This is a genomic window from Actinomadura spongiicola, from assembly GCF_003432485.1.
GTDB classification, from domain to species: domain Bacteria; phylum Actinomycetota; class Actinomycetes; order Streptosporangiales; family Streptosporangiaceae; genus Spirillospora; species Spirillospora spongiicola.
The window spans coordinates 50,360-71,088 of record NZ_QVNQ01000001.1 but is presented as its reverse complement, the minus strand read 5'-3'; the positions used below and the strand labels follow the sequence as shown (position 1 = coordinate 71,088).

General features: G+C 67.8%; 23 protein-coding genes and 1 CRISPR repeat array. Of the genes, 11 read left to right on the top strand and 12 right to left on the bottom strand.

Translation table 11 applies throughout. The annotated features are described in order from the left end of the window. Positions 1-90 precede the first annotated feature (90 nt). Positions 91-1,287: an N-acetylglucosamine-6-phosphate deacetylase gene (nagA, locus tag D0T12_RS00340; protein ID WP_199487213.1), complete on the bottom strand. Its 1,197-nt coding sequence runs from the start codon at positions 1,285-1,287 to the stop codon at positions 91-93. Positions 1,288-1,369: 82 nt separating this feature from the next. On the opposite strand from nagA, the gene D0T12_RS00335 reads away from it, so the two are divergent. Further along, positions 1,370-2,563 (top strand): ROK family transcriptional regulator, encoded by a 1,194-nt coding sequence (locus D0T12_RS00335; protein ID WP_158581351.1) that lies wholly within the window; start codon positions 1,370-1,372, stop codon positions 2,561-2,563. After that, positions 2,560-3,831, top strand: coding sequence for a barstar family protein (locus D0T12_RS00330; RefSeq protein ID WP_233525762.1), 1,272 nt, complete (start codon positions 2,560-2,562; stop codon positions 3,829-3,831). The genes D0T12_RS00335 and D0T12_RS00330 overlap by 4 nt, the downstream gene beginning before the upstream one ends. 46 nt (positions 3,832-3,877) lie before the next feature. On the opposite strand, the gene D0T12_RS34680 is transcribed toward D0T12_RS00330, so the two are convergent. After that, positions 3,878-4,102: a hypothetical protein gene (locus D0T12_RS34680; RefSeq protein ID WP_147339315.1), complete on the bottom strand. Its 225-nt coding sequence runs from the start codon at positions 4,100-4,102 to the stop codon at positions 3,878-3,880. 240 nt (positions 4,103-4,342) lie between these two features. After that, positions 4,343-4,738, bottom strand: coding sequence for an ATP-binding protein (locus D0T12_RS35170; RefSeq protein WP_158581350.1), 396 nt, complete (start codon positions 4,736-4,738; stop codon positions 4,343-4,345). 180 nt (positions 4,739-4,918) lie between these two features. On the opposite strand from D0T12_RS35170, the gene D0T12_RS35165 reads away from it, so the two are divergent. The 6 genes from D0T12_RS35165 to D0T12_RS00295 all read left to right on the top strand — a co-directional run bounded on the left by D0T12_RS35165 (position 4,919) and on the right by D0T12_RS00295 (position 10,803). Continuing rightward, positions 4,919-5,689 carry a helix-turn-helix domain-containing protein gene (locus D0T12_RS35165; protein WP_158581349.1) on the top strand — a complete coding sequence of 257 codons (771 nt, stop codon included), beginning with the start codon at positions 4,919-4,921 and terminating at the stop codon, positions 5,687-5,689. Next, a complete protein-coding gene (locus D0T12_RS00320) occupies positions 5,680-5,868 on the top strand; it encodes a DUF397 domain-containing protein (RefSeq protein WP_117397225.1) in 189 nt (62 codons plus the stop codon). Before D0T12_RS35165 ends, D0T12_RS00320 begins: the two co-directional genes overlap by 10 nt. A 181-nt stretch (positions 5,869-6,049) precedes the next feature. After that, complete coding sequence (locus tag D0T12_RS00315; protein WP_117397224.1) at positions 6,050-6,382, top strand: DUF397 domain-containing protein; 333 nt, start codon at positions 6,050-6,052, stop codon at positions 6,380-6,382. 455 nt (positions 6,383-6,837) lie between these two features. Continuing rightward, entirely contained in the window at positions 6,838-7,368 is a 531-nt protein-coding gene (locus D0T12_RS00305; protein ID WP_233525761.1) for an ASCH domain-containing protein, read from the top strand. A 567-nt stretch (positions 7,369-7,935) separates the two neighbouring features. Then, positions 7,936-8,397 carry a hypothetical protein gene (locus tag D0T12_RS00300; protein WP_117397223.1) on the top strand — a complete coding sequence of 154 codons (462 nt, stop codon included), beginning with the start codon at positions 7,936-7,938 and terminating at the stop codon, positions 8,395-8,397. Positions 8,398-8,853: 456 nt separating this feature from the next. Then, a CRISPR array of direct repeats spans positions 8,854-9,134; the repeat unit is 31 nt; unit sequence GAGTGCTCCCCGCGCACGCGGGGATGGTCCC. Positions 9,135-9,582: 448 nt separating this feature from the next. Then, the gene (locus tag D0T12_RS00295; RefSeq protein ID WP_407642034.1) at positions 9,583-10,803 is read left to right on the top strand and encodes an alpha/beta hydrolase family protein; all 1,221 of its coding nucleotides are present in this window, start codon (positions 9,583-9,585) and stop codon (positions 10,801-10,803) included. 93 nt (positions 10,804-10,896) lie between these two features. On the opposite strand, the gene D0T12_RS00290 is transcribed toward D0T12_RS00295, so the two are convergent. Further along, on the bottom strand, positions 10,897-11,340 hold the full coding sequence (locus tag D0T12_RS00290; RefSeq protein ID WP_117397222.1) for an NUDIX hydrolase: 444 nt from the start codon (positions 11,338-11,340) through the stop codon (positions 10,897-10,899). 164 nt (positions 11,341-11,504) lie between these two features. Continuing rightward, positions 11,505-12,953, bottom strand: coding sequence for an MFS transporter (locus D0T12_RS00285; protein WP_199487211.1), 1,449 nt, complete (start codon positions 12,951-12,953; stop codon positions 11,505-11,507). Between the two features lie 104 nt (positions 12,954-13,057). Between D0T12_RS00285 and D0T12_RS00280 the strand changes: the two genes are divergently transcribed. After that, the gene (locus D0T12_RS00280; protein WP_117397221.1) at positions 13,058-13,384 is read left to right on the top strand and encodes an ArsR/SmtB family transcription factor; all 327 of its coding nucleotides are present in this window, start codon (positions 13,058-13,060) and stop codon (positions 13,382-13,384) included. A gap of 525 nt (positions 13,385-13,909) precedes the next feature. Here D0T12_RS00280 and D0T12_RS00275 read toward each other — a convergent pair. Then, positions 13,910-15,094 (bottom strand): DUF6745 domain-containing protein, encoded by a 1,185-nt coding sequence (locus tag D0T12_RS00275; RefSeq protein ID WP_117397220.1) that lies wholly within the window; start codon positions 15,092-15,094, stop codon positions 13,910-13,912. Next, positions 15,094-15,630, bottom strand: coding sequence for a hypothetical protein (locus D0T12_RS00270; RefSeq protein WP_117397219.1), 537 nt, complete (start codon positions 15,628-15,630; stop codon positions 15,094-15,096). The genes D0T12_RS00275 and D0T12_RS00270 overlap by 1 nt, the downstream gene beginning before the upstream one ends. 164 nt (positions 15,631-15,794) lie before the next feature. On the opposite strand from D0T12_RS00270, the gene D0T12_RS00265 reads away from it, so the two are divergent. After that, complete coding sequence (locus D0T12_RS00265; protein WP_117397218.1) at positions 15,795-16,199, top strand: hypothetical protein; 405 nt, start codon at positions 15,795-15,797, stop codon at positions 16,197-16,199. A gap of 650 nt (positions 16,200-16,849) precedes the next feature. Here the strand turns inward: D0T12_RS00265 and D0T12_RS00260 are convergent. Then, positions 16,850-17,284 carry a tautomerase family protein gene (locus D0T12_RS00260; protein ID WP_117397217.1) on the bottom strand — a complete coding sequence of 145 codons (435 nt, stop codon included), beginning with the start codon at positions 17,282-17,284 and terminating at the stop codon, positions 16,850-16,852. Between the two features lie 82 nt (positions 17,285-17,366). Between D0T12_RS00260 and D0T12_RS00255 the strand changes: the two genes are divergently transcribed. After that, entirely contained in the window at positions 17,367-17,885 is a 519-nt protein-coding gene (locus D0T12_RS00255; protein ID WP_233525759.1) for a winged helix-turn-helix transcriptional regulator, read from the top strand. Positions 17,886-18,216: 331 nt separating this feature from the next. Here D0T12_RS00255 and D0T12_RS00250 read toward each other — a convergent pair whose 3' ends face one another. The 4 genes from D0T12_RS00250 to D0T12_RS00235 are packed head-to-tail and all read right to left on the bottom strand — an operon-like array spanning position 18,217 to position 20,725. Further along, the gene (locus D0T12_RS00250; protein WP_117397216.1) at positions 18,217-18,651 is read right to left on the bottom strand and encodes a hypothetical protein; all 435 of its coding nucleotides are present in this window, start codon (positions 18,649-18,651) and stop codon (positions 18,217-18,219) included. Between the two features lie 19 nt (positions 18,652-18,670). Beyond that, positions 18,671-19,147 carry a YcxB family protein gene (locus tag D0T12_RS00245; RefSeq protein ID WP_117397215.1) on the bottom strand — a complete coding sequence of 159 codons (477 nt, stop codon included), beginning with the start codon at positions 19,145-19,147 and terminating at the stop codon, positions 18,671-18,673. A gap of 52 nt (positions 19,148-19,199) precedes the next feature. After that, positions 19,200-20,342: a hypothetical protein gene (locus tag D0T12_RS00240; protein WP_117397214.1), complete on the bottom strand. Its 1,143-nt coding sequence runs from the start codon at positions 20,340-20,342 to the stop codon at positions 19,200-19,202. Then, positions 20,342-20,725, bottom strand: coding sequence for a RidA family protein (locus D0T12_RS00235; RefSeq protein ID WP_117397213.1), 384 nt, complete (start codon positions 20,723-20,725; stop codon positions 20,342-20,344). Before D0T12_RS00235 ends, D0T12_RS00240 begins: the two co-directional genes overlap by 1 nt. Positions 20,726-20,729 lie beyond the last annotated feature (4 nt).

Below are 20,729 nucleotides of genomic sequence, written 5' to 3'. Positions count from 1 at the left end.
CCTCCTCGGTCGAGCCGTCGTCGTCCGCCTCTTTCGCGAGTTTCGCCAGCCGGGCAGGTCCGCTCAGGGCGTAGCGCCCATGCGTGGGTGCTACGCCACTCCGCCCGGGGCGGAGTCGGTGCTCGTCGGAAGTGTTCCGTGGACGATCGCGCCGTCGGCGATGACTGTGCGGACGTGTAGGTCGTTCGTGAGGACGACAAGGTCGGCGTCCTTGCCGGGTTCGAGGCTTCCGGTTCGGTCTCCCAGCCCGAGCATCCGCGCCGGTGTGGTGGCGGTGGCGGTCGCGGCCTGGGTGATGGGGATTCCGACGCAGCGGACGGCGTGGCGGAGCGCGCGGTCCATGGTGAGGGTGCTGCCCGCGTTGGTGACCCCGTCGAGCAGGGTGACCTTGCCGTCGCGAGCGAGGACGGGCAACGGTCCCAGGTTGAACTGTCCGTCCTTCACTCCGGCCGCCGGAGTGGCATCGGTGACCAGCGCGATGCGTTCGGCCCCTGCCGCCGCGAACGCGAGACGTGTGGTCGCGCTGTGCAAGTGGACGCCGTCGTTGATGAGTTCGCACGTGACGTTGTCGTGCGTGAGCGCGGCACCGGCCGGACCCGGTTCTCGATGGTGGAACGGTCGCATCGCGTTGAACAGGTGGGTGGCCATGCTGGCGCCCGCCTCGAACGCCCGGTGTGCTTCGTCGTAGCTGGCGTCGGTGTGCCCCATCGCCACTACCGCGCCGGAGGCGACGACTTCGCGGACGAGGTCCATCCCGCCGTCCAGTTCGGGGGCGAGGGTCACGGTCCGGACGGTGCCGTCACCAGCGGCGAGCAGGTGCCGCAGCGCGTTGACGTCCGGCGGGAGGACGTAGTCGTTGTGGTGGGCGCCTCGGTGGTTCGGGTTGAGGAACGGTCCTTCGAGGTGGATTCCGGCGATCGACCGGTGCAGCGGGTCGGGTGAGCGCATGATCGAGGCCACCGTGCGGGCCGCGGCCGCCATCTCCTCGACCGGTGAGGTGACGAGGCTGGCCAGTGTCCGTGTGGTGCCGTGACGCCGGTGGAACGCGATCGCCCGGAGGATCTCCTGCGGATCCTCCGTGGTCACCTGCGCTCCGTCGCCGCCGTGCATGTGCAGGTCCACGAACCCGGGCAGCACATAGTGCGATTCGAGATCGTGGACGTCTTTGTCGGTGGACCGGGGTGGTTCTCCGGCTCCCACGGCCGAGATCCGGTGACCGTCCAGCGCGACCCAGCCGGGGTCCAGCACGCGGTCGGGTGTCACTATGCGGGCGTTGGCGAGAATCATGATGGGGCTCCCTCAGCAGACGGTCGACCCAGATTATCTTCTGGAAGAGAAAAAAATCTAGATGTGGAGACGATGACCCTTGGTGGCGATCCATGCGCCGGACACCGGCGACGGCCCCGCGGCCGGACGCGTCCTGACGCTGCTTCATCGGCGCGGCCCGCTGACCCGCGCCGCGGTCACGGCCGAACTCGGTCTGGCCGCGAGCGCGGTGGGCACCGCCTTGAACGAACTGACGGCGTTGGGGCTGGTCCGCATCGGCGAACCGCTACGTGCCTCCGGTGCCCCGACCGGACGCGGCAGGCCGTCCCCCGTCGTCGAGGTGAGTCCCGAGGGGCCCGTGGCCGTCGCCGTCCAGTTGAGCGCGGACCGTGTGACGGTCGGCCTCGTCGGTCTCGATCGCAAGCTCAGCCACATCGGCCAACCGATCCCGGACATCTCTGACACAGACCCCGCCACCCTCATACCGGCACTGGCGGACGCGATCTCCGACGCCGCGCGCCAGACCGATCGCCGATGCGCCGGGGTCTGCATCGCGATGCCCGGATTCATCAGGGAACCCGACGGCTTCGTCCGGTCCACCTTGCATCTGGGCTGGAACGACGTACCACTCGCACAGCAACTGCGCGGCATGTCGTCGATCGGCGCCCCCGTCGCGGTGGGGCGGGCCGCCACGCTGGCCGTGTTGGCCGAGTTCCGTTACGGGGCCGGACGCGGCGCCGCGAGCATGCTGGCGCTGAACTGCAACCGCGTCGGCGTCGGCGGCGGGTTCATCGACACGGGCGTACCGTTCACCGGCGGCGGCCACGCCTTGGAGGCGGGCCACATCATCGTCGAGCCCGGGGGACTGCCATGCCCGTGCGGTGCCCGCGGCTGCCTGGAAATGTACGCCGACGCGCGGGCACTGCTCCGTGCCGCCGGTCGCCGCGACCATGACGACACCGTCGCCGAAATCTTCGACGACGCCGCCGCCGGTAACCCCGCCGCGCGGCAGGCCGTCCGCCTAACCGCCGCCCATCTCGTGACGGGACTGACGAGCCTCGTCAACACGCTCGCCCCGGAGCGCGTCGTGCTCATGGGCTTCCTCGCCGACTTGTATCGAGCCGACCAGGACTTCGTGCGCAATGGGTTGATGACGTCCTCTTTCGTCGCTCGCACCAGTCGAATAGAGATAGTCACAGGCGACCTTCCCCATGCCACTCTCATAGGCGCGGCCGAAAGGGCCTTCGCCCCCCTGCTAAGGCAACCGCGGGTCTTGGCCACCGGTACGGTCGCGTGACGACCGACCGCTCCGGCGAAGCCGAGGATCCGTGGCAGCGGCGATGGACGTGGGACCAGCGGTTTCCCCCGCGTTGGGTACTCGTCGGATACACCGGCACACCGCAGTTTCCCGGCGAGGATGCCTTGGCATTGTGCGCCGACATAGACGGGTTGTTCGTCGACTTACCGCCCCGGCACCGGGAACGTTTCACCCTTCTGGGCTGCGAGCCGGACGGCACCCTCGCCTCGGCGCTCAATGACATGGCCCCTGCGACCGCGCGTCCCGGACGAGTGCCGCTGGGCGACCTCTGGTTGTCCGCGAAACCCGACGACCCTGCGGCACGGCGCGGCTGGATCGGTGAGCAGTTGCTCGATTTAGTCGTCCTGGACCACCGGCCGTCGCAGGCCTCCCCGGCACTCTTCGACATCGACCTGGAGGGCTTGGGCGATGTGTACGACCGTACCGACGGAGTCGACCGTCCCGGTGGCATCACCGGGTTCGTTCTCAGCGATCCGAACGACGCGCCGCTCGGTGTTTGCGCCGACCTCACCGGCGTTTTCCGTGAGCCCACCGAGCCCCCGATACCGCACGTCACCCTTGTCGGCTGCCGACCCGAGCCGCCGCTGCTGACCGCGATCGCCGCGGCACACCAGACGACGAAGGCCGGTCTGCGCCGCCGCCGAGTGTCCGCGGAGGTGGGAGCGGTCGCCGCTGACGGCTCGGCGGTCCCTCTGGTCGACGGCATCGTGTCCGGCACGCTCTTGTCGAGCGTCCCGTCCCGGCTCGACACCGGCCTCATCGACGTCACCATCGCCATTGACGCGCGTGAACCGCGTCCAGCCGGAACACGCGGCATTCTGGATGTGTGGTTTACCGGTCGGCCCACCGAACGCAACTTGTGGGCGCACTATGACCGGACGCTGCGGGACGTATGGGCGGGCGTGGCACTGGGCCATCACCGCCGCGAAGCCCCCGACCGGCAACCAGGAACCGTCTTTCACCTCGATGGCCGGTTCGTCACCGACATCGAGGGTTTCTACTGCGCCATCGGAGAGGCGATCAACGGCCCGGGCGGCTACTTCGGTCGGAGTCTCGGCGCCCTCGACGACTGCCTGAGCGGAAAGTGGGGCGCGGAAACGCCCTTCCGCCTGGTCTGGCACAACTCGCCGGTGGCCCGCCACCACCTCGTCACAGGTCAAGACCACTTCCGACACGGACCATCGACCACCCTCGACACGCTCTTGGAGCTGCTCACCGCACACCATGTCGACGTCGAACTGCGCTGACCGCTGCTCCGGCGGGCCGTTCTGTGAGGCGTGGGGGTGGGGTGGTTCAGGGGCGGCGGCGGGTGCGGTGGATGATGCCGCTGGCGAAGAGGTCGTCGAGCCAGGCCATTTCTTCTCGAGCCGTGTTGATGCGGCCCACGATGATGCGGGTGACCGGTGGTCGGGTGACGCGCCAGACGTCGCGGTCGATGCGGGCGATGTCCCAGCTTGGGAAGCGCATTCGCAACGCTTCGAGTTGCCAGCGCTCCCAGACTTTTGTGAGCACGTTCACGTACGTGGTCCTTTCGGTCACCGGCCCGTGGAGTCCGGGGCGGTGTTCGCAGGCGGTGCCGGGAGTGAGGTCGCGCGGGCGGGCAGTTAGGGGGAATCTCGGCCGCGCGACCTCCTTCCCCAGTGGCGTCCGTTCCGTCTGGGGGGAAGCGGAATGGGACGCCGGGTCCTTGGCAGGGGTGGGAGGACGGGTGGGAAGGTGCGGAGAGGCGGCCCCCTCCGACCGCCCCTCCGCTGGTCTTCAAGGCGTGTCGATGACGGCGAAAACGATTTTGCCGGTGTTGTCGGCCAGGGGGCGGACGCCCCAGCAGCGGCAGTACTGGTCGACGATGAGCAGGCCCCGGCCCGCTTCGCTGATCGGGTCTGTCTCCGGCATGTGGGGGAGGTCGGGGGTGGTGTCTTGGACTTCCATCCAGAGGGCGCCGTCGTCGGTGCGGCCCAGTCGCAGGGTTATGTCGTCGTCCAGCCTGGAGGTGTGCTGGAGCGCGTTGGTGACCAGTTCGCTGGCCACCAGGCACGGGACGAAGTCGTCCATGCCCCACTGGCCGGTGACCAGCCGCACGAACCTCCGCACCTCCCCGACCACCCTGAGGTCCTGCTTCACCACCATCGCGTTCTCCGCCGCCGCCTGAACCATGATTTCTCCTCACTCTGTGTGGCGAACACCACACTTTTAGCAAGGTTCCGCTGTACGCTGGTGTTACCAAGATTGCTTGGTGACGACTGGCGACAGGCGTGCCTTCTTGGTGAGGTACCAAGAAAAGGAGACTTCGCGATCATGCCTCCACGACGTCAACGCCCCAAGGAATCCCCCGCCTTGATCGCCTTCGGTGGACAAATGCGCCGGATGCGCGAGGCGAAGGGCATCACTCAGCAGTCCATTGCCGACCACACGAACATCAGCAAGGCGCAGGTGAGCAGGATCGAAAACGGCACCAGGCGGGCTTCGCGCTCATTCGTGGAACAGGTCGACCGCATCCTCAACGCTGACGGAGCCTTGATCAAGCTCTGGGAAGACCTGAACAGGAACGGTCACCCGGTCCCGATCTGGTTCGACTGGCCCAAGATCGAAGGGGACGCGGCGATGCTCGTCTCATGGGAGCCGACGTTGATCGCAGGTCTCGTTCAGACTCCGGCCTACGCATCCGCCCTCTTGCACGGCAACGACGAGGCTGTGGCAGCGCGGCTCGCTCGCCAAGAGATCCTCACGAGAGGCGAGGGACGCACCCCACCTGAGCTGGTGCTGCTGATCGACGAGCAGGCGCTTCGCCGACCGGTTGGCACGACCGAGACGATGAGGGAGCAACTCCAACACCTGCTGGACTTAAGTATGTTGCCCAACGTCATGGTTCAAGTAGTGTTGGAAAGCGGCGAGCACGACGGCAACATGGGCGCGTTCACCATCGCCACGATGGATGATCGAAGTGAGGTCGCATATATCGAGACAGCAATTCACGCCATCACGACTGATGACCCAACGGACCTGTCCGTGTTGGCGCGTACGCTCAACGCCCTTCGTTCACGGACACTCACTGAAGAGATGTCGCGCGAGCTGATCAGAAAGGTGGTCCAAGAAAGATGGACCTGAGGAATGCCAAGTGGCGCAAGAGCAGTTACACCGGTTCCAACGGCGGGAACTGCGTGGAGTTGGCGGACGTAGCCGGGGTGGTGGCGGTGCGAGACAGCAAAGACCCGGACGGTCCCGTCCTCCTGCTGACCCGCGCGGCCCTGCGCACCGCCGTCCAGTCCGCCGCCGACGTGCACTGACCGTCCAGCACCAACCACCGAGTAGCGGCGAGTCGTCCCATCCCCCCGGGACCCGGACGACCCGCCGCACCTCACCCCCCACCCGGTCAAGGACCCACGCCGGTCCACCTACCCCAAAGGTGACCTCCGACGAGCGAACGCGCCCACTGACAAGCACGACCACACGCCCGACACTGACTCCATGCCCCTGGAAAACCTCAACTGGCGCAAGAGCAGCTACACGACGTCCAACGGCGGGAATTGCGTGGAACTGGCGGGCATCCCTCGCACTCACTGGCGCAAGAGCGCTCACAGCGGTCCCAACGGCGGCGAATGCGTCGAGTTGGCGAGCGTTCGCGACACGCATTGGCGCAAGGCTCACCGCAGTGGCGAGAACGGCGGGAACTGCGTGGAGTTGGCGGACGTGGCCGGGGTAGTGGCGGTGCGGGACAGCAAGGACCCGGACGGTCCCGTCCTCCTGCTGACCCGCGCGGCTCTGCGCACGGCCGTCCAGTTCGCCACCGACACGCTCTGACCGTCCAGCCCCACCGTCCGGCGCCCATCCAGCCGATCAGCGGCGAGGCGTCCCGTCGCCCGGAGCATGGACGACCCACCGCACTCCGGCCTCCCACCGCGCGGGGATGCGCTCGTCACATGCTCGGACGTATCCCTGGCCGGACGAACGCGCCAGATGGCACGGCTCGGCCCGCCGGGAGAGGTTGAGTCGCTAGCGTGTGGAGTAAGGCGTACCGCCGCTGACACCACGAGGAGACTTGCTCATGACGGCGATGCCAGAAGAGCCGTCGCCCGTTCATGACAACCTGCGCGAGGCGTTCGCTGCGCTTGATGTGAGGCCGGGCTTCCGTGCCGAGTTGGTAGATGGAGAGATCATCGTGTCACCGCCCCCCGACGGGCAGCACGAGACCATCGTCGTGGCCGTCGATGACCGAGTAAGGGATGCTCACGGCCCCGACGGGGGCTCGCGATTGGATGCTGGACATCACCGACTGGCCCGGCACGATCGACTCCTACGTCGACGTGCTCGTCTGGCTTGTCGGCAAGATGCTCGCCGACCCCAAGCATTTCTATCGCAGCTACACGACCCACGAACTGGACCGCGTCATGACCGCACGTCCTCCGGCCGAGCTGGCCGTGCGAGCCCGCGAAATGAATCTGTACCGCCGCTATTTCGACCTGGTGGCAGCGGGCCGCAAAACCATAGAGGTCCGCGTGCAGTATCCGAACCTACGGAAACTGAAGGTGGGTGACCATATTCGATTCATATGCGGTCGAGATGATGTTCTGACTCGGGTCAGGAGGGTCGCTCGTTATCGGTCATTAGAAGAGATGTTTGATGCAGAAGGGCCGTCCAGAGTCAATCCTGACAGCCCACGCGACCAGCAACTCGCCAATATCCGGCGCATCTATGGGCCCGAGAAGGAAGCCCTCGGCGTGCTGGCCATCGAAATCTCGCTCGTCAGTCCCGCGGACCCCTCATCCGCTAAGAGTTGCCATAGCTGACGTGGTCGACGCGAGTTGCTGCGGCGCCTGCGGTGGTGGTCACCACGCCGGGGCTCACCGAAGCCCTGCTCTCGGCCTCGACTGCGGCACACTAACGAGAGGCGCTCGGCGCCTTCCAACGTCCAGCCATCCCGCCTGCGCCTCTCCAGAATGTTCGCCATGTTCTTCGAGCCTGACGATCCCGGCGTCCGTGAACGAATGTGCGCCGCCTTCACCGACGCGGCGGTTCGGCTCGGATGCGCGTCCACCCACGGTGCGCCTAGAGCCTGGGGGCATAGCGGAAGGACCATCGGCGGTCCCGTCACAACGTCCAGCGGATACGCCTGGCTCCGTGTGCTTGAGGCACCGGTCGATAAGGCGGGCGGAAAGTTGTGGACGGGTACTCAGGTCGCCGCGACCGCCTTGCCGAGTGAAGTGCCGCGCCCTCGGCTGCTGGACACGGCCGACTGGACTAAGAAGGGATACGCGTACCGAGCAGAGCTCAGTACCTATGTAACGGCGTCTGTCTGCTCCTCGACTCCGGGGCTCACCGCGCACATCGCTCTGCCTGATGCGTGGTGGTCACGATTGCGATGGGCCACGGACACGGTCGCGGCCACACCGATTCCGGACGACCGTCCGCGCGTCATCAGCCAGGACTACGTACACCGCACCATTCCCCGCTACCTCGGCGACACGGGTATCGACACCACTGTCGACCACTGGACTCTCGCCCACGGTGACCTGCACTGGGCCAATCTCACCGGCCCGGAACTGGCCATCATCGACTGGGAAGGCATCGGCCCCGCACCCCGCGGCTTCGACGCCGCTCATCTCCACGCCTACACGCTCGGCGTCCCCGAGGTTGCAGCCCGGGTCCGGGACGTCTTCGCCGATGTCCTGGAAACGCGCGAGGGGCGGCTCGCCGAACTCACGGTCGCGGCCATCCTCCTCCAGGCCGCCGACCGCGACCCCGTCCACGCCGCTCTGGCCCCCCTACGTCCGAAGCCATGCCCGGAGCCTGCTGGGCCCTCTCTGAATCAAGCTTGACGACTAACGAACTGGACGGTGTCCCGACCGCCCGCCCACCGGCTGAGCGCCTACATGCAGCACACAAGATCGACGTAAAAGCTCCCCCTTCGACCCCGCCGCCGCACGACGGTTGGCGGACATCACCCAGACCGTGCTCTCCAGCATCGGCCAACCGGCCTGGAAGGCCGTACGCCAGAGGCAGCCACGGGATCGACGAGAACGGCCGTGATGCACTCGGTAGTGTGGGCAGGCGCTAGGGCGATGGGCATCAATGAGGCCGGACCATCACATGACCGAGGCCAAATGCGATCTTGCTGGTGTACAGCACCGTGGAAGTTCTCCACTGATTCCATCTTGGACACACTGTCGCTTCCGCCTCTTAAGTGCCAATATAACCAATATTGGGCTCGATGTCCGAATCAACAAAAGTGCTCCAAACCGCCCCTGTCTCGGTACAGATGCCCAGGTCAGGGAGAGTGCTCCCCGCGCACGCGGGGATGGTCCCCTTCGGCCACCAGCGCGGCCCGTTCGGCGTCGAGTGCTCCCCGCGCACGCGGGGATGGTCCCAGCCGCATCACGAGACCGCACGGCGAACGAGAGTGCTCCCCGCGCACGCGGGGATGGTCCCCGCAAAGCGATCCTCAACCGGGTTCACCCACCGTGCTCCCCGCGCACGCGGGGATGGTCCAGGAATTTCTGACGGAGCGGTGGGACTACGGAGCCGGCGTGCTCCCCGCGCACGCGGGGATGGTCCTGGTTCCCAGTCGAGGCTCCCATGTGGATCTGTGCTGCTCCCCGCGCATGCGGGGTTGGATCGATGCTCTGACGTACTTGCAAGGCGTGGTGGGTGGCGGCGGTTGCGGTTGGGTGGTGTCGTTTGCATCAGGATCGATTTGCTGACGCGCTGCACACTCGTCCGCGCGGTGGGGGAGCGAAGGCGGTTTGAGTGCTTATGGAAGGTTTGGTGCCTGTGGCTGGTAGTCGCTGGGGTTGCCACATGGCCGCGTCGAGTCCACCGCCTCACCACGGCATGGTCAGGCCGCCCGCTGCCTCGCATTCGTCGGGAGGCAATGACCCTGTTCCGTGCGGAGGGCACGAGAGGGCCGCTTGGGGGGACTCATTGCCATGTTCTTCGATCTCGGTACGCGGAGAGTGACCGTCGGGGCCAGGATGGTGTGCATGAAGAAAAGGCACCGCCGCACGCTGCTCGTCTTCTCCTGCACTTCGCTCGTCCTGTTTCCTTGCGCGTCCGTGGCTGCCGAAGTTCGTGAGACGGCCGAGGCGACCGAGGGGGCCGTTTCCGAGGAGGTGCGGTTGCCTGCTCCGGCCGGGGCGTTTCGCGTTGGGACGACTGCGTTTCACCTGACGGACAGGGGGCGGCGCGACCCGTGGACGGGGAGCCGTGCCCGGGAGTTGATGGTCAGTGTCTGGTATCCGGCCAGGAAGGGTGGGCCGTTCGCGCCGCACATGACGGCGAAGGCCGCGGCGCACTTCGGGTCCGCTACGGGGGCGGGTACGGTCAACCTCAACATGCCGCCTGGGAAGGCCGACTGGGCGGGGACGCGGACGAACGCGGTCACCGGAGCGCCCGTTGACCGGCGGGCCGGGCGGCTGCCGGTTGTGCTGTACTCCGCCGGGCTCGGAGATCCTCGGACGTTCGGCACCACGCTCGTTGAGGACCTCGCGAGCCGCGGGTACGCGGTGGTGACCGTCGATCACACCTACGAGGCGTCCGAGGTGGAGTTCCCGGGCGGGCGACTGGAGACGAGTCGGCTGCTGGAGGGTGAGCCGCCGTCCGATCCCGTCGAGATCACGGCGCTGTTGAAGAAGTCGATGGCGACGCGCGTCGCGGACGTTCGGTTCGTCCTGGACCGGCTGCCCGGTTTGGCCAAGGGACGGTTCGCGCTCGACCTGGGACGGGTCGGAATGGCGGGGCACTCAGCCGGTGGGTTCACGGCCGCGCAGGCGATGCACGACGACCGCCGGATCCGGGCCGGGGTGAACATGGACGGTCAGATGGACTTCCCGGACGGGCTGAGCAGCGTCGCGCGGGACGGCCTGGACCGGCCGCTGCTGCTCCTCGGCTCCGAGGAGTCCGGCGACTACCGGAAGCGTCCCTCGTGGGCGGCGTTCTGGAAGAACTCGCGCGGCTGGAGGTTCAACGGGACGTTGCGCGGCTCGCGGCACGCCTCGTACACCGACGCGCAGTCGCTCCTGCACTGGTTCGCGCGGCAGGGCGTCGTCCCGGCAGGCGGGCTCGCCAAGGCCGTCGGGACGATCGACCCAGAGCGGTCCGTGGCTGTGCAGCGCGCCTATGTGGTCTCGTTCTTCGACCGGTGGCTCCGCGGACGCGACGACCATCTCCTCGACGGCCCCTCCGCCCGATTCCCGGAGATGGAGACGGCGGGTCCGGTGGTCGGGTGACGTGTCGTCCGCAGTGCCGCGTCATGCGGACCGCTCGCGTCTGAAATTTCGGTGGACGTCATGTTGTGCCGTTAAGCGATCTGTGGGACGGGATTATGGGGTCCAGCCGTGGGTGGTGAAAGGGATCCCGCCCAGGTAGGCGCGGATTCCGGCGGCGGGGTAGGGGATGGTGTTCGAGGGCAGGAGTTGGGGGTCGCACCATTGGAATTTGCGGCATTTGTGGGGTTCGGTGTTGTGGGGGTCTCCGGACCAGTGGGTGGTGGCGAAGAACAGGCCGAGGCGGGCTCGGGCGGGGAGTTGGCGGTGGTGGACGACGGTGGTCAGGACGAGGTCGGCAGGGTCGATGACGACGCCGGTATCCTCGTGGGCTTCGCGGGCCGCGCCGTGGGCGGCGGGTTCGCCTTCCTCCAGGTGGCCGGAGGGGAGGTGGAGCATGCCGTCGCCGTACCCGGTGCCCTGACGTTCAAGTAGGAGGATGTCGTCGCCGCGTTCGAGGATGACGTGAACGTCCACGATGGGTCTGTAGCGGTCGGTCATGCTGCCCCTCCGGCGCGCTGGTCGCTGCGGTTCAGGATGGGGCAGAGGTTAGTGGTATCGCGGTGGTGGCCACGCGGAGAGCCGATGAATTGGGGTCAAAGGAGTCCGCTTTTTGGGTGTGAGCGATGATTGTTGTGGTTGGTGGTATTGGTTGCGGTTTGGTGCTAGGCGGAGATGCCGGCGTGTTCGGGTTTTGTTTCGGGTGTGGGGGTGGGGTGGCGGGGGAGGAAGAGGGTGATTAGTAGGCCTATGGCCATTCCGGCTGCTGTTAGTAGGACTACGATGAATTCGCCGTCCGCGGTTGCGGTGCGTAGTTCCTGGCCGGTGGCGCCGTCGATGCCGATGTCGGCTATGACGGTGAAGACCGCCAGGCCGATGGCGTTGCCGATGTTGAGCGCGGTGGCGGCGATGCCGTTGGCGACGCCTTGTTCGTGGGCGGGGGTGCCGGTCGCGGCGGCTATCCACATGGCCGTCCAGACGATGCCCTGGCCGACACCCGAGATCACCAGTCCTGGGATCAGTTGGGCGTAGCTCGCGTCGGCTTCGAAACCGTAGGCCAGGGCCGCTGTTCCGACGACGCCGATCGCGAAGCCGATCAGGAGCGTTGTTCGGGTGCCGATTCGGGTCGTCAGGCGTTCGCCGAGCTGGGTGCCGGTCGCGATGGCCAGGGACGGGACGAGGAAGGCCAGGCCGGTTTGCAACGCGCTGAAGCCGTGCACGCTTTGCATCAGCACGGTGAGGAAGTACGGCAGGACGCCGAAGGTCGCCATGTAGATGAACGTGACGCTTAGTGCCACGGTCAGGCTGCGGTTGCCGAACAGGCGGAACGGCATCAGCGGGTCGGGGCTGCGTGCTTCGATCGCGGCGAAGGCCGCCAGGAGGGTCGCGGCCAGGAGGAATGCGCCTGTTACCAGTGGGCTCGTCCAGCCCAGTTCGGGTCCTTCGACCAGGGCGAACACCAGCAGTGTGGCGCCTCCGGTGACCGTCAGGGATCCGGGGAGGTCGAAGCGGCGGCGCTGCGCGCGTGGGGTGTCGCGGGGGATCACTGCTAGTGCGGCCAGTGCTACGAGTCCGGCGAGCGGGACGTTGACGTAGAAGACCGCGGGCCAGCCGAAGTTCTCCGTGAGGACGCCGCCGAGCAGCGCGCCGAGCGTCAGCCCGGACGCGCCCGCACCGCCCCACACGGCCAGTGCCCGGTTGCGCTGCGGTCCTTCCGCGAACAGCGTGTTGATCAGCGACAGGGTGGACGGGAGTAGGAGCGCGCCGCCGATTCCCTGTACCGCCCGCGCGATGACGATCACTTCGGGGCTTGTCGCCAGACCGCCTGCCAGGGACGACACGGCGTAGATCGCTAGTGCGAGGACGAAGACGCGGCGGCGTCCCAGCAGGTCGGCCGCCCGGCCGCCGAACAGGAGAAAGCCCCCGGCGAAGACGACGTAGGCGCTGACGACCAGCTGTTGCGTCTGCCCGGGGAAGCCGAGTTCGGCCCCGATCTCGGGCAACGCGACGAACACGATGTTCAGGTCGAGCGAGTAGATGAGCTGCGCCAATGCCAGGAGGACCAGCGTCCGGCCGAGTGGACGTCCGGCCGCCGGGCTTCGTGCTTCGGACATGCGTGCGCCCCTTCATGGGTTCCCGGAGTACGACTGTACGTATAATGACGTACTTTCGTACCGTGAGGCAAGGGACTGTTCGACGATCGCGGTACAGTGGGACCATGAGGTACCGGCACCCCGAGCCCGAACAGATCCGTGTTGACGGGGTGCTGTCGGCGCTGGGTCATCCGGTGCGGCTCGCCGCCGTCCGTGTGCTGGACGAGGGCGGCGTGCACAACTGCGGAAGCGTCCTGAACGTGCTGGGGATCACGGCGAAGTCGACCATGACGCACCACTGGCGGGTGCTGCGTGAGGGCGGCGTCATCTTCCAGGAACCGTCAGGCCGTGAGAACCTGCTTCGTCTGCGCCGGTCAGACTTGGACGCCCGTTATCCCGGGCTTCTGGACGCCATCCTCTCCGGTGCTGCCACCGACGACGCCACTGGGTGACCTCGATTTCCCCAGTATGGCAAAGCGTACTTGAGTGACTACTTACTGTCAGTAGACTGGGTGGTGCTTGCAGGACCTTCGGGTCCCGGACGGGTCGTGACCGCTGACGTCTCCCCAGCGGCCACGGCCCGTTCGTTGTGGCGGCCGTCCATGCGCCCGCCTCAGTAGCGACCGCGCCGCGAGACCGGCGGGTAGCCATGTGCAACGTGCCCGATCGGACGGCCGGTACCGCCGGAACCGCCACCGGACCTGCCACTGCTTCCGGCGCCCGATCCGGTGCCGCGACCACGGCCGCGCCGCCGAGCCCGGCGGACGACCGCCGCGGAACCAGTCGCCACCACCGCGGACGTTCAGAGTCGCGCGGACGGCAGACAGCCGCGCTGGAGAGCGTTGTCCTCATACTTTCTAGCTGGACGGCTCCGCCACGTCCGCGGAATTCGGGTTGGGGACGAGGGTGTGAGTTCGTTCCGGCCGCGTGGTCGGTGTTCCGAGCACGCAGCCGGGAGCGAACCAACCCGATATCGGTCAGGTCCGGCGGGACGTCTGGCGGTACTGGGCGGCGGTGAGACCGACCTGCCAGGCGGCTGCCCTTACCGGGTCCCGGATCCAGCCAGGGACCAGTTCACCGAACTCTCGGCGGGTGCCGTCCCGCTCCACTGTCCCGTTGGTCATCAGCAGTAGGTGCAGATGGTCGTCGTACAGCGACTCCACACACCACAGGCTGAGCACCTGCCCGGGATTGCCGGGGTCCGGTGTTTCCTGACCGACCCTCGGCCATCCCGCCTCGCTGACCACCTGGTGCCAACCGGCGCGTCCGACCAGCATCTCCACGGCGCAACGCCGCTGCTCGGTGTTGCGCAGCGACACCGCGCGGGCGATCGGGACCTCGTCTTCGATGATTTCGCGGGGCATGGTGACGCCGTGCCAGGCCCACAGGCACCAGCCGTCCGGGTACCGCACCGCCGGGCCGTGCTCGTTGTGGAGTCGGCCCTCGGCGTCGTGGTGCAGTTCGATGGGGCGCTCGGTGAGGATCACGCTGTTCCTCATCGGCCACCACGCACCGGCCGACCGTTCCACCTGGAGCAGGCCGCGGCTGTGAAGGTCCGGGTCGCGGATGCCGCACCGATCGAGGAACGAGAGCTGAGCGAGTTGCCGCAGCATCCGCGGAGGGTAGGCGCCCAGCCGGGGCAGCGCCCCCACTTCGGGACGCTGCTCCGCGTCCTGCCAGGTCGCCGCCACCTGGTCGATCGCGGTGCCGACGGACTTGTCGAGGCCCTTTTCGACGGCGGTGGCCACCTCGCGTCCGAGCCGGTGCAGCAGGCCGCCCCAGCGCGGGTCGTCGAGGTCGGACGGCAGCGGATCCAGCATGATCAGATCGGTTTCCGGAGGGTCCTCCGGGACCGTTTCGGCGATGGCCTCGCCGGTCGCTTCCGGCAGCGTCCGCCAGGCCCGCCTGGTGATGAGGGAGCGTCGGCCCGCGCGGATGTCGGCGCCGATGCTGCCCGCCATCGGCGAGCCCAGCCAGATCACCTGGTCCGGTGGCCGGCGGCCGGCGCCGAGGTAGACGTCACGGACGCCCGCCTCGGCCGCCGCCCGGTCCGTCGGACCCGCGGCCAGCCCGTGCCCCACCCACTCGTCCCGCACCAACGGCAGGAGTGCCTGCTGTTCCGCGGTCGGGGGCGGGTGGGGGCCGGGCGCCTTCGCCGTCATCAGTCCGCGACGAAGCGGACGGACGCGTTCCACTCCTGCTCACGGGCCGCCTGCTCGCGGATCGCCTGGTCGCGGGCCGCCTGCTTACGAGCCTGCTTACGGGCCTGCTCGCGCTTGCGGCGGGCTTCCGGGTCGAGGACGCGGGGTGCCATTTCGCGCTTACGGCGCAGTACGTACCGGCCGGGCGCGATTCCCGTGTTTCCGTGCTCCGGGTGGTCGAGCCACGCGGTCGCCCCGTCGCCGACTTCCAGCGATCCCAGGGTGATGTCGTCCGCCGCGCCATGGGCGGCCTCGTACCGGACGTCACCGGACGCGAGGAGGAGGTGCGTGTGCCCGCCCGCCTCGCCATGGACAACGGCGATACCGGACGCCGGAACCTGGGTCACCGCAGGCTGATAATCCGGCGACGCCATCGCGGCGGGAATCACCGAAACATCGCCCTGGTGCTGAAGTCCGGCGATCGTCGGAATGTCGAGTTCGGCGGCCAGGTGGGCGAGGTCGCTGCCTTCTGACCGCACGTTGCTGAGAAGTATCATTACGGCCTCCCGCCGAAGTGCTTGCCATGAAATGTAACGTCGCCCTCTCAACACAGGAAACTGATTTTCTGACCGGACGCACCCCGTCCCCGAAGAAGCCCCTTGTCGGACGCGTGGCGTAGGTTGCCTGGTGTGGCGGAACCGGGGTGTGAGGTGAGCTGGTCGTGAGCTGGGACGTCTTGCTGATGCGGGCTCCGGCGGAGGTCAGCGGGATGGACGACCTGCCGCGAGATTTCGCTCCCCACCCGATCGGTTCACTGCCGGACGCCCTCGGCCGCCTGGAGAGCGAGCTGCCCGAGGTCGATCTCTCAGATCCCGAGTGGGGTGTGATCGAGGGCCCGATATGGTCGATCGAGCTGAACATCGGCCGCGAAGATCCGCTGGAGGCGGTGATGCTTCATGTTCGGGGTGGTGGCGACGATGTGCTCACCGTCATCCTGAGAATCGGGCAGGTACTCGGATGCCGGGCCCTTGATACCTCCACCGGCGATTTTCTCGCGGAAGGCCGAACCGAGGGTTGGCGCGCTTTTCAGCAGTACCGCGATCGGGTGACGAACAAGCCCGGCTAGGGCGTGTCTCGGTCAATGCGCCCGGCTGACGGCCACTTTGAGGTACGGCCGGTGCCCTACGGTCAACGGCCTTACTCGTCCACCCGCCGACCTGTGCCTTCTGAGCATTTACGTCGTCGCGTTGACCGGGTTCACCGTCAGACGGTGAACAACATTCGTGCACAGGTAGCGATCGGTTCCGGCGGTTCAGAATCGCGGGTGGAGGTTCGATCGATCGCCTCTGGCGCGGATCCTTTTCTGCGTCGCCCAACGAGTTCGATCACCCTTCCCACCAGGTGGTCCGGACGCCGGCCAACCTGTTCTTCTGGTGGGGAACTTCGTGCTCGTTGAACCTGAGGCGCTTCCGGATGCGCTCGGCCTGTTCACCGCGACTCTCCGGAGGCGTCTCATCCCGATGCCGACGCGATCGGCAGCTACCGAAGTCTTGATCCAGGTCTGGCTGCCACGACCGCCTTGCGCTCTCTGAACGGGCCGGGCCACGGCGCGAACCGTGCGGCGGGCGCGCACGGCCGCGGGCTGGACGAGGAGGGGTGGTGTGCCCGTCCAGGCCCTGCGGATCCGGCCGGCCGACGTTCGGGCCGTTGTGCTCGGGGTTCCCCGCCGCCGCTCAGGGGCGTGCCTAGGCGGGATCCGCAAAGCCTTCTAGGAGGTCAGCCCTTGGTCACCAGGGCGACGATGTCCTCGATGCGGACGATTTCGCCGCCCGATCCCCAGTTACCTTCCGGGACCTCGTTGATGTGTACCCACGCGGCGGTGGGGCCGTTGAAGCGGTCGGGGTCGGTGTCGGCGTCCGCGAGGACCTGCGTCACGCGTTTCACGATGTCACGGCGTTTGTCGTCGTTCATCGAACCGGCCGGGACCCCCACCCGCACCATGTACTTCGGCTTCTCACCGGCGGGCACCTCCTGGCCGCCGACGAACCAGGCGTCGACCTCGTTGACCACCAGCCAGGAGATGGCCCTGGCCGCCTCGTTGTCCGGCGCACCTTCGGCGATCATCACCTCCGACACCAGACGTCCGCCGATCTCCTTGCGGCGGTCCTCCTCGAGCGAGCCCTTGCGGACGAACAACTCCACGAACGGCACTACTTAGTCCTTTCATTGAACTCTTCCCTGGTCGCAACGTACCCTAGTGAGTTCAATGAATCAACCCTCTACACTGGTTGCCATGCAACGGACCAGCTTCGCGGAGATGCACTGCTCGATCGGGCAGACCCTGGAACGCGTCGGCGAGTGGTGGACCCCGCTGATCGTGCGGGACATCTATCTGGGCCTGCACCGGTTCGACGACATCGCCGAGAACCTCGGCATCTCCCGCAACCTGCTCACCCGTCGGCTCCAGACCCTGGTCACCGACGGCATCGTGCAGCGGCACGCCTACCAGCAGCGGCCGCTGCGGCACGAGTACCACCTCACCGAGGCCGGTCGGGAACTTGTGCCGGTGTTGATGGCGCTGATGGCCTGGGGCGACAAGTGGGCCACGCCGGAGGGCGGCCCGCCCGTCCGTCTGGAACACCACGACTGCGGGGCCGAGTTCACCCCGCATGTCTGTTGCTCGGCATGTGGGGAGCGGGTGAGCAGCGAGAATGTCACGGCGCTGCCCGGGCCGGGGGCCGCGTCCGGGCCGGGGACCAGGGTGCTCGCCCGGCGCAGCGGTGTCATGTCCGAACGGCCGAGGGTCAGTTAGGGCGTGTTTCGCCGTGGCCTCGGCCCGGCGCGCGAACGAGTTACCCGCCCGGTGGAGCGATGCCGGAGGCGAGCGGAACCGTGCGGAGAGCGAAGCGATGCCCCGATCGCCCCGGCCCGGTCACGCAGCGAGCCACAAGGCGAGCGAAGTGGGCCAGGACTGCAATGAATACAGCCGCCCCCAGGGAGGCGCGGACCGGCTTGCGCCGGTCCGCGACCGGGGTTTTGCGGCCGGAACGTTCAGGGGTCCCGAGGTCCTCGTGGGTTGCACGGCATCACGCGCAGGAGATGCCGATGCAGATGGTGTTCAGCGGCCTCACAACGAATACGGTTCAGGGGCAGATCCAGCAGTAGAGGCGGGCGCGATGGCCCACGGCTCGACCGGCGAGCCCGGACAACTCGTCCAGGAAGGCGTGGAGATCCTCCGGGTCGACCGGGTTGAGGAAGGCGTCCTCGTCTTTCGACCAGGCTGTGGCGATCTCGGGGAAGGACGCGGGGTCGGCGGCGGCGAGGGCGTCTCGGAAGTCGTCGGCGAGCGTCACCACGACGACCTCGCCGTCCCCGAGCATGCCGACAAGGGAGCCGCTCTGTGTGTCGGATCGGCCCGTCAGGAGCGCCTCGGCCGGGGCCAGGTTCACCACCGGGTCCATGCCCTTGACGACGAGCTGGTCATAGCCGGTTCCGCTGGTCTCGCCGTCGTCGCGGACGACGGCCCGGACGGCGTCGTCGTCATCGGCGGCGGCGAAGTAGCCGAAGAGAACTCCCATGGGTGGAGCCTCGCATCGGTCATCGGGGCGGCAGGTTGGTGAGGAACTCTCGGAGTTCGGTGATTCGGTCTTGCGGGACGGCCCGCTTCGGAAGAGCCAGGCATTGGTTGCGGGTGCCCAGTATCCATTGATGTGGGCCTTCCCTGATAACGCCCATCCGGGCCCAGGGAACCTCGGTGGTCACGCCTCCGGACTCCCAGCGAATGCGGGTCGGGGTGATGCTGATGTGGCGTTCGTCCTGGTCAATGGGCTGAAAGTGCGTCCACAGGGTGATGAGGAGAGGCAGGGCCAGGAGGACGACACCGCCCACCGCGGCCAGGGCGGGCGCATTCGTCGCTTCGCCGTGGCGGGCCGCCGCGCGGGACAGTGCGCCGATTCCGACGACCGCGATCGCCAGGCCGACGAGACCGGCATACAGGAGCCGAATGAACCAAGGGAGAACAACCGCGCGTCGACGGTCGCGAGGCGTGGGTACGTAGCTGACCTCTAAGAGCATCTGCTGCCCTCTCAGCGGAATTAGAGGCCAGCCACGTTAGCGCCGGGGTACGTCAATGAGGGATGCGGGACAGGACTGGTAGTGGCACAAGGCCGTATGAGTAGTAGTCGACGGTGTTCGCGCCTGCCTTGCGGGCGGCGGTGACCTTGGCGGCGAGGTGGTCGGACGAGGTCGTGTCGGGGACGCCGGGGCGGAGGACGGCGCGAAGCGTGGTGTCCGGGCCCAGGGCCGTGCGGTAGGCGGCGACGTCCTCGGCCACGCGGTCCTCGTCGTGGGCGTAGCAGAGGATGGCGTACGACGGGACGACGTCGCTCACAGCCGACGGGTCCACGCCGATCTGCCAGGCGGAGTCGGCGGCGGGGCCGCCGGTGGGACGTCCGTCCGCGTAGCCCTTCACGGCGCCGGTGAGGTCGAGGAAGGTCAGGCTGGATCCTTCGGCGGCCACGGCGTCGGCGACGTCGGCGGCCAGGGACGTGACGATCGGGGTGCGGGAGCGGGCGTAGTCCTCCAGGACGGTCGGAAGCTCGGTGGCGGGAGGGCCGCCGTCCAGGACGGACGCGGCGAGGCGGGACGCGGCGGTACGGGCCGTTTCGGCGCCGGGGAGGCGGGCCTGGCAGTGGGGGCAGAAGCAGAGGCCGAGCGCGAATTCTGCGGCCGAGCCCAGGTCGACGAAGGAGCGCTCATGGTGGTAGCCGTGCCCGAACATCCCGAAGTGCAGGGATTCGGAGACGACGCTGTCCATTCCCTGGCGGGCGACGGCGCGGCCCAGCGCGACGGCGTAGGCGCGGACGTCCGGGTTGGACGGGCACAGGTCGGCGGGCGCGGCACGGTCACCGAAGCAGTTCTCCTGGGTGACGTCCGGGAAGGCGAGGCCGAGGGTGGTGCTGTGCAGGAACACGGCCCAGCCGTGCAGGGGCACGCCCAGCTCGCGGGTCTGGTCGCGGAGGGCCTTCAACGGTTCCTGGTCGGCGTCCCGCTGGACGGGCGGGAGGAGGCGCAGCCCGTCGAACAGGTCGCCGGGAGGGAAGTGGATCCCGTCCTGCCGGAAGGTCACGCGGGTGCGGCCGTGGGGGGTCACGTCGCGGGCGCGGTGGTAGGCCGCGCCGACGGTGATGGAGGAGACGCCGTGGGAAAGGACCTGCGCGGCGTCCACCCCGCGCAGGTCCTCGACCAGGGCGTACAGGGACGAGTCCATCAGCTCTTCTTGTACGCGACGAAGTCGATCTCGACGAGGATGTTCATCAGGTCGGAGCCGACGGTGGTGCGCACCGGGTACGGCTCGTTGAAGTGCTCCCGGTACACCTTGTCGTAGGCGGCGAAGTCGCGGTGGAGGTCCTGAAGGTGGACGGTCGACTTCACGACGTCGTCGAAGCCGAGGCCATGTTCGGCGAGGACCGCCTTCAGGTTCGCCAAGGTCTGCCGGGTCTGCTGGGCGACGTCCCCGCCGACCGACTCGCCCGTCTTCGGGTCGATCGGTCCCATCCCGGACGTGTAGAGGAAGTCGCCGACCACGATCGCCTGCGAGTACGTGCCGAGCGGGGCGGGCGCCGCATCGCTGCGAATCTCACGTTTGCTCATATCT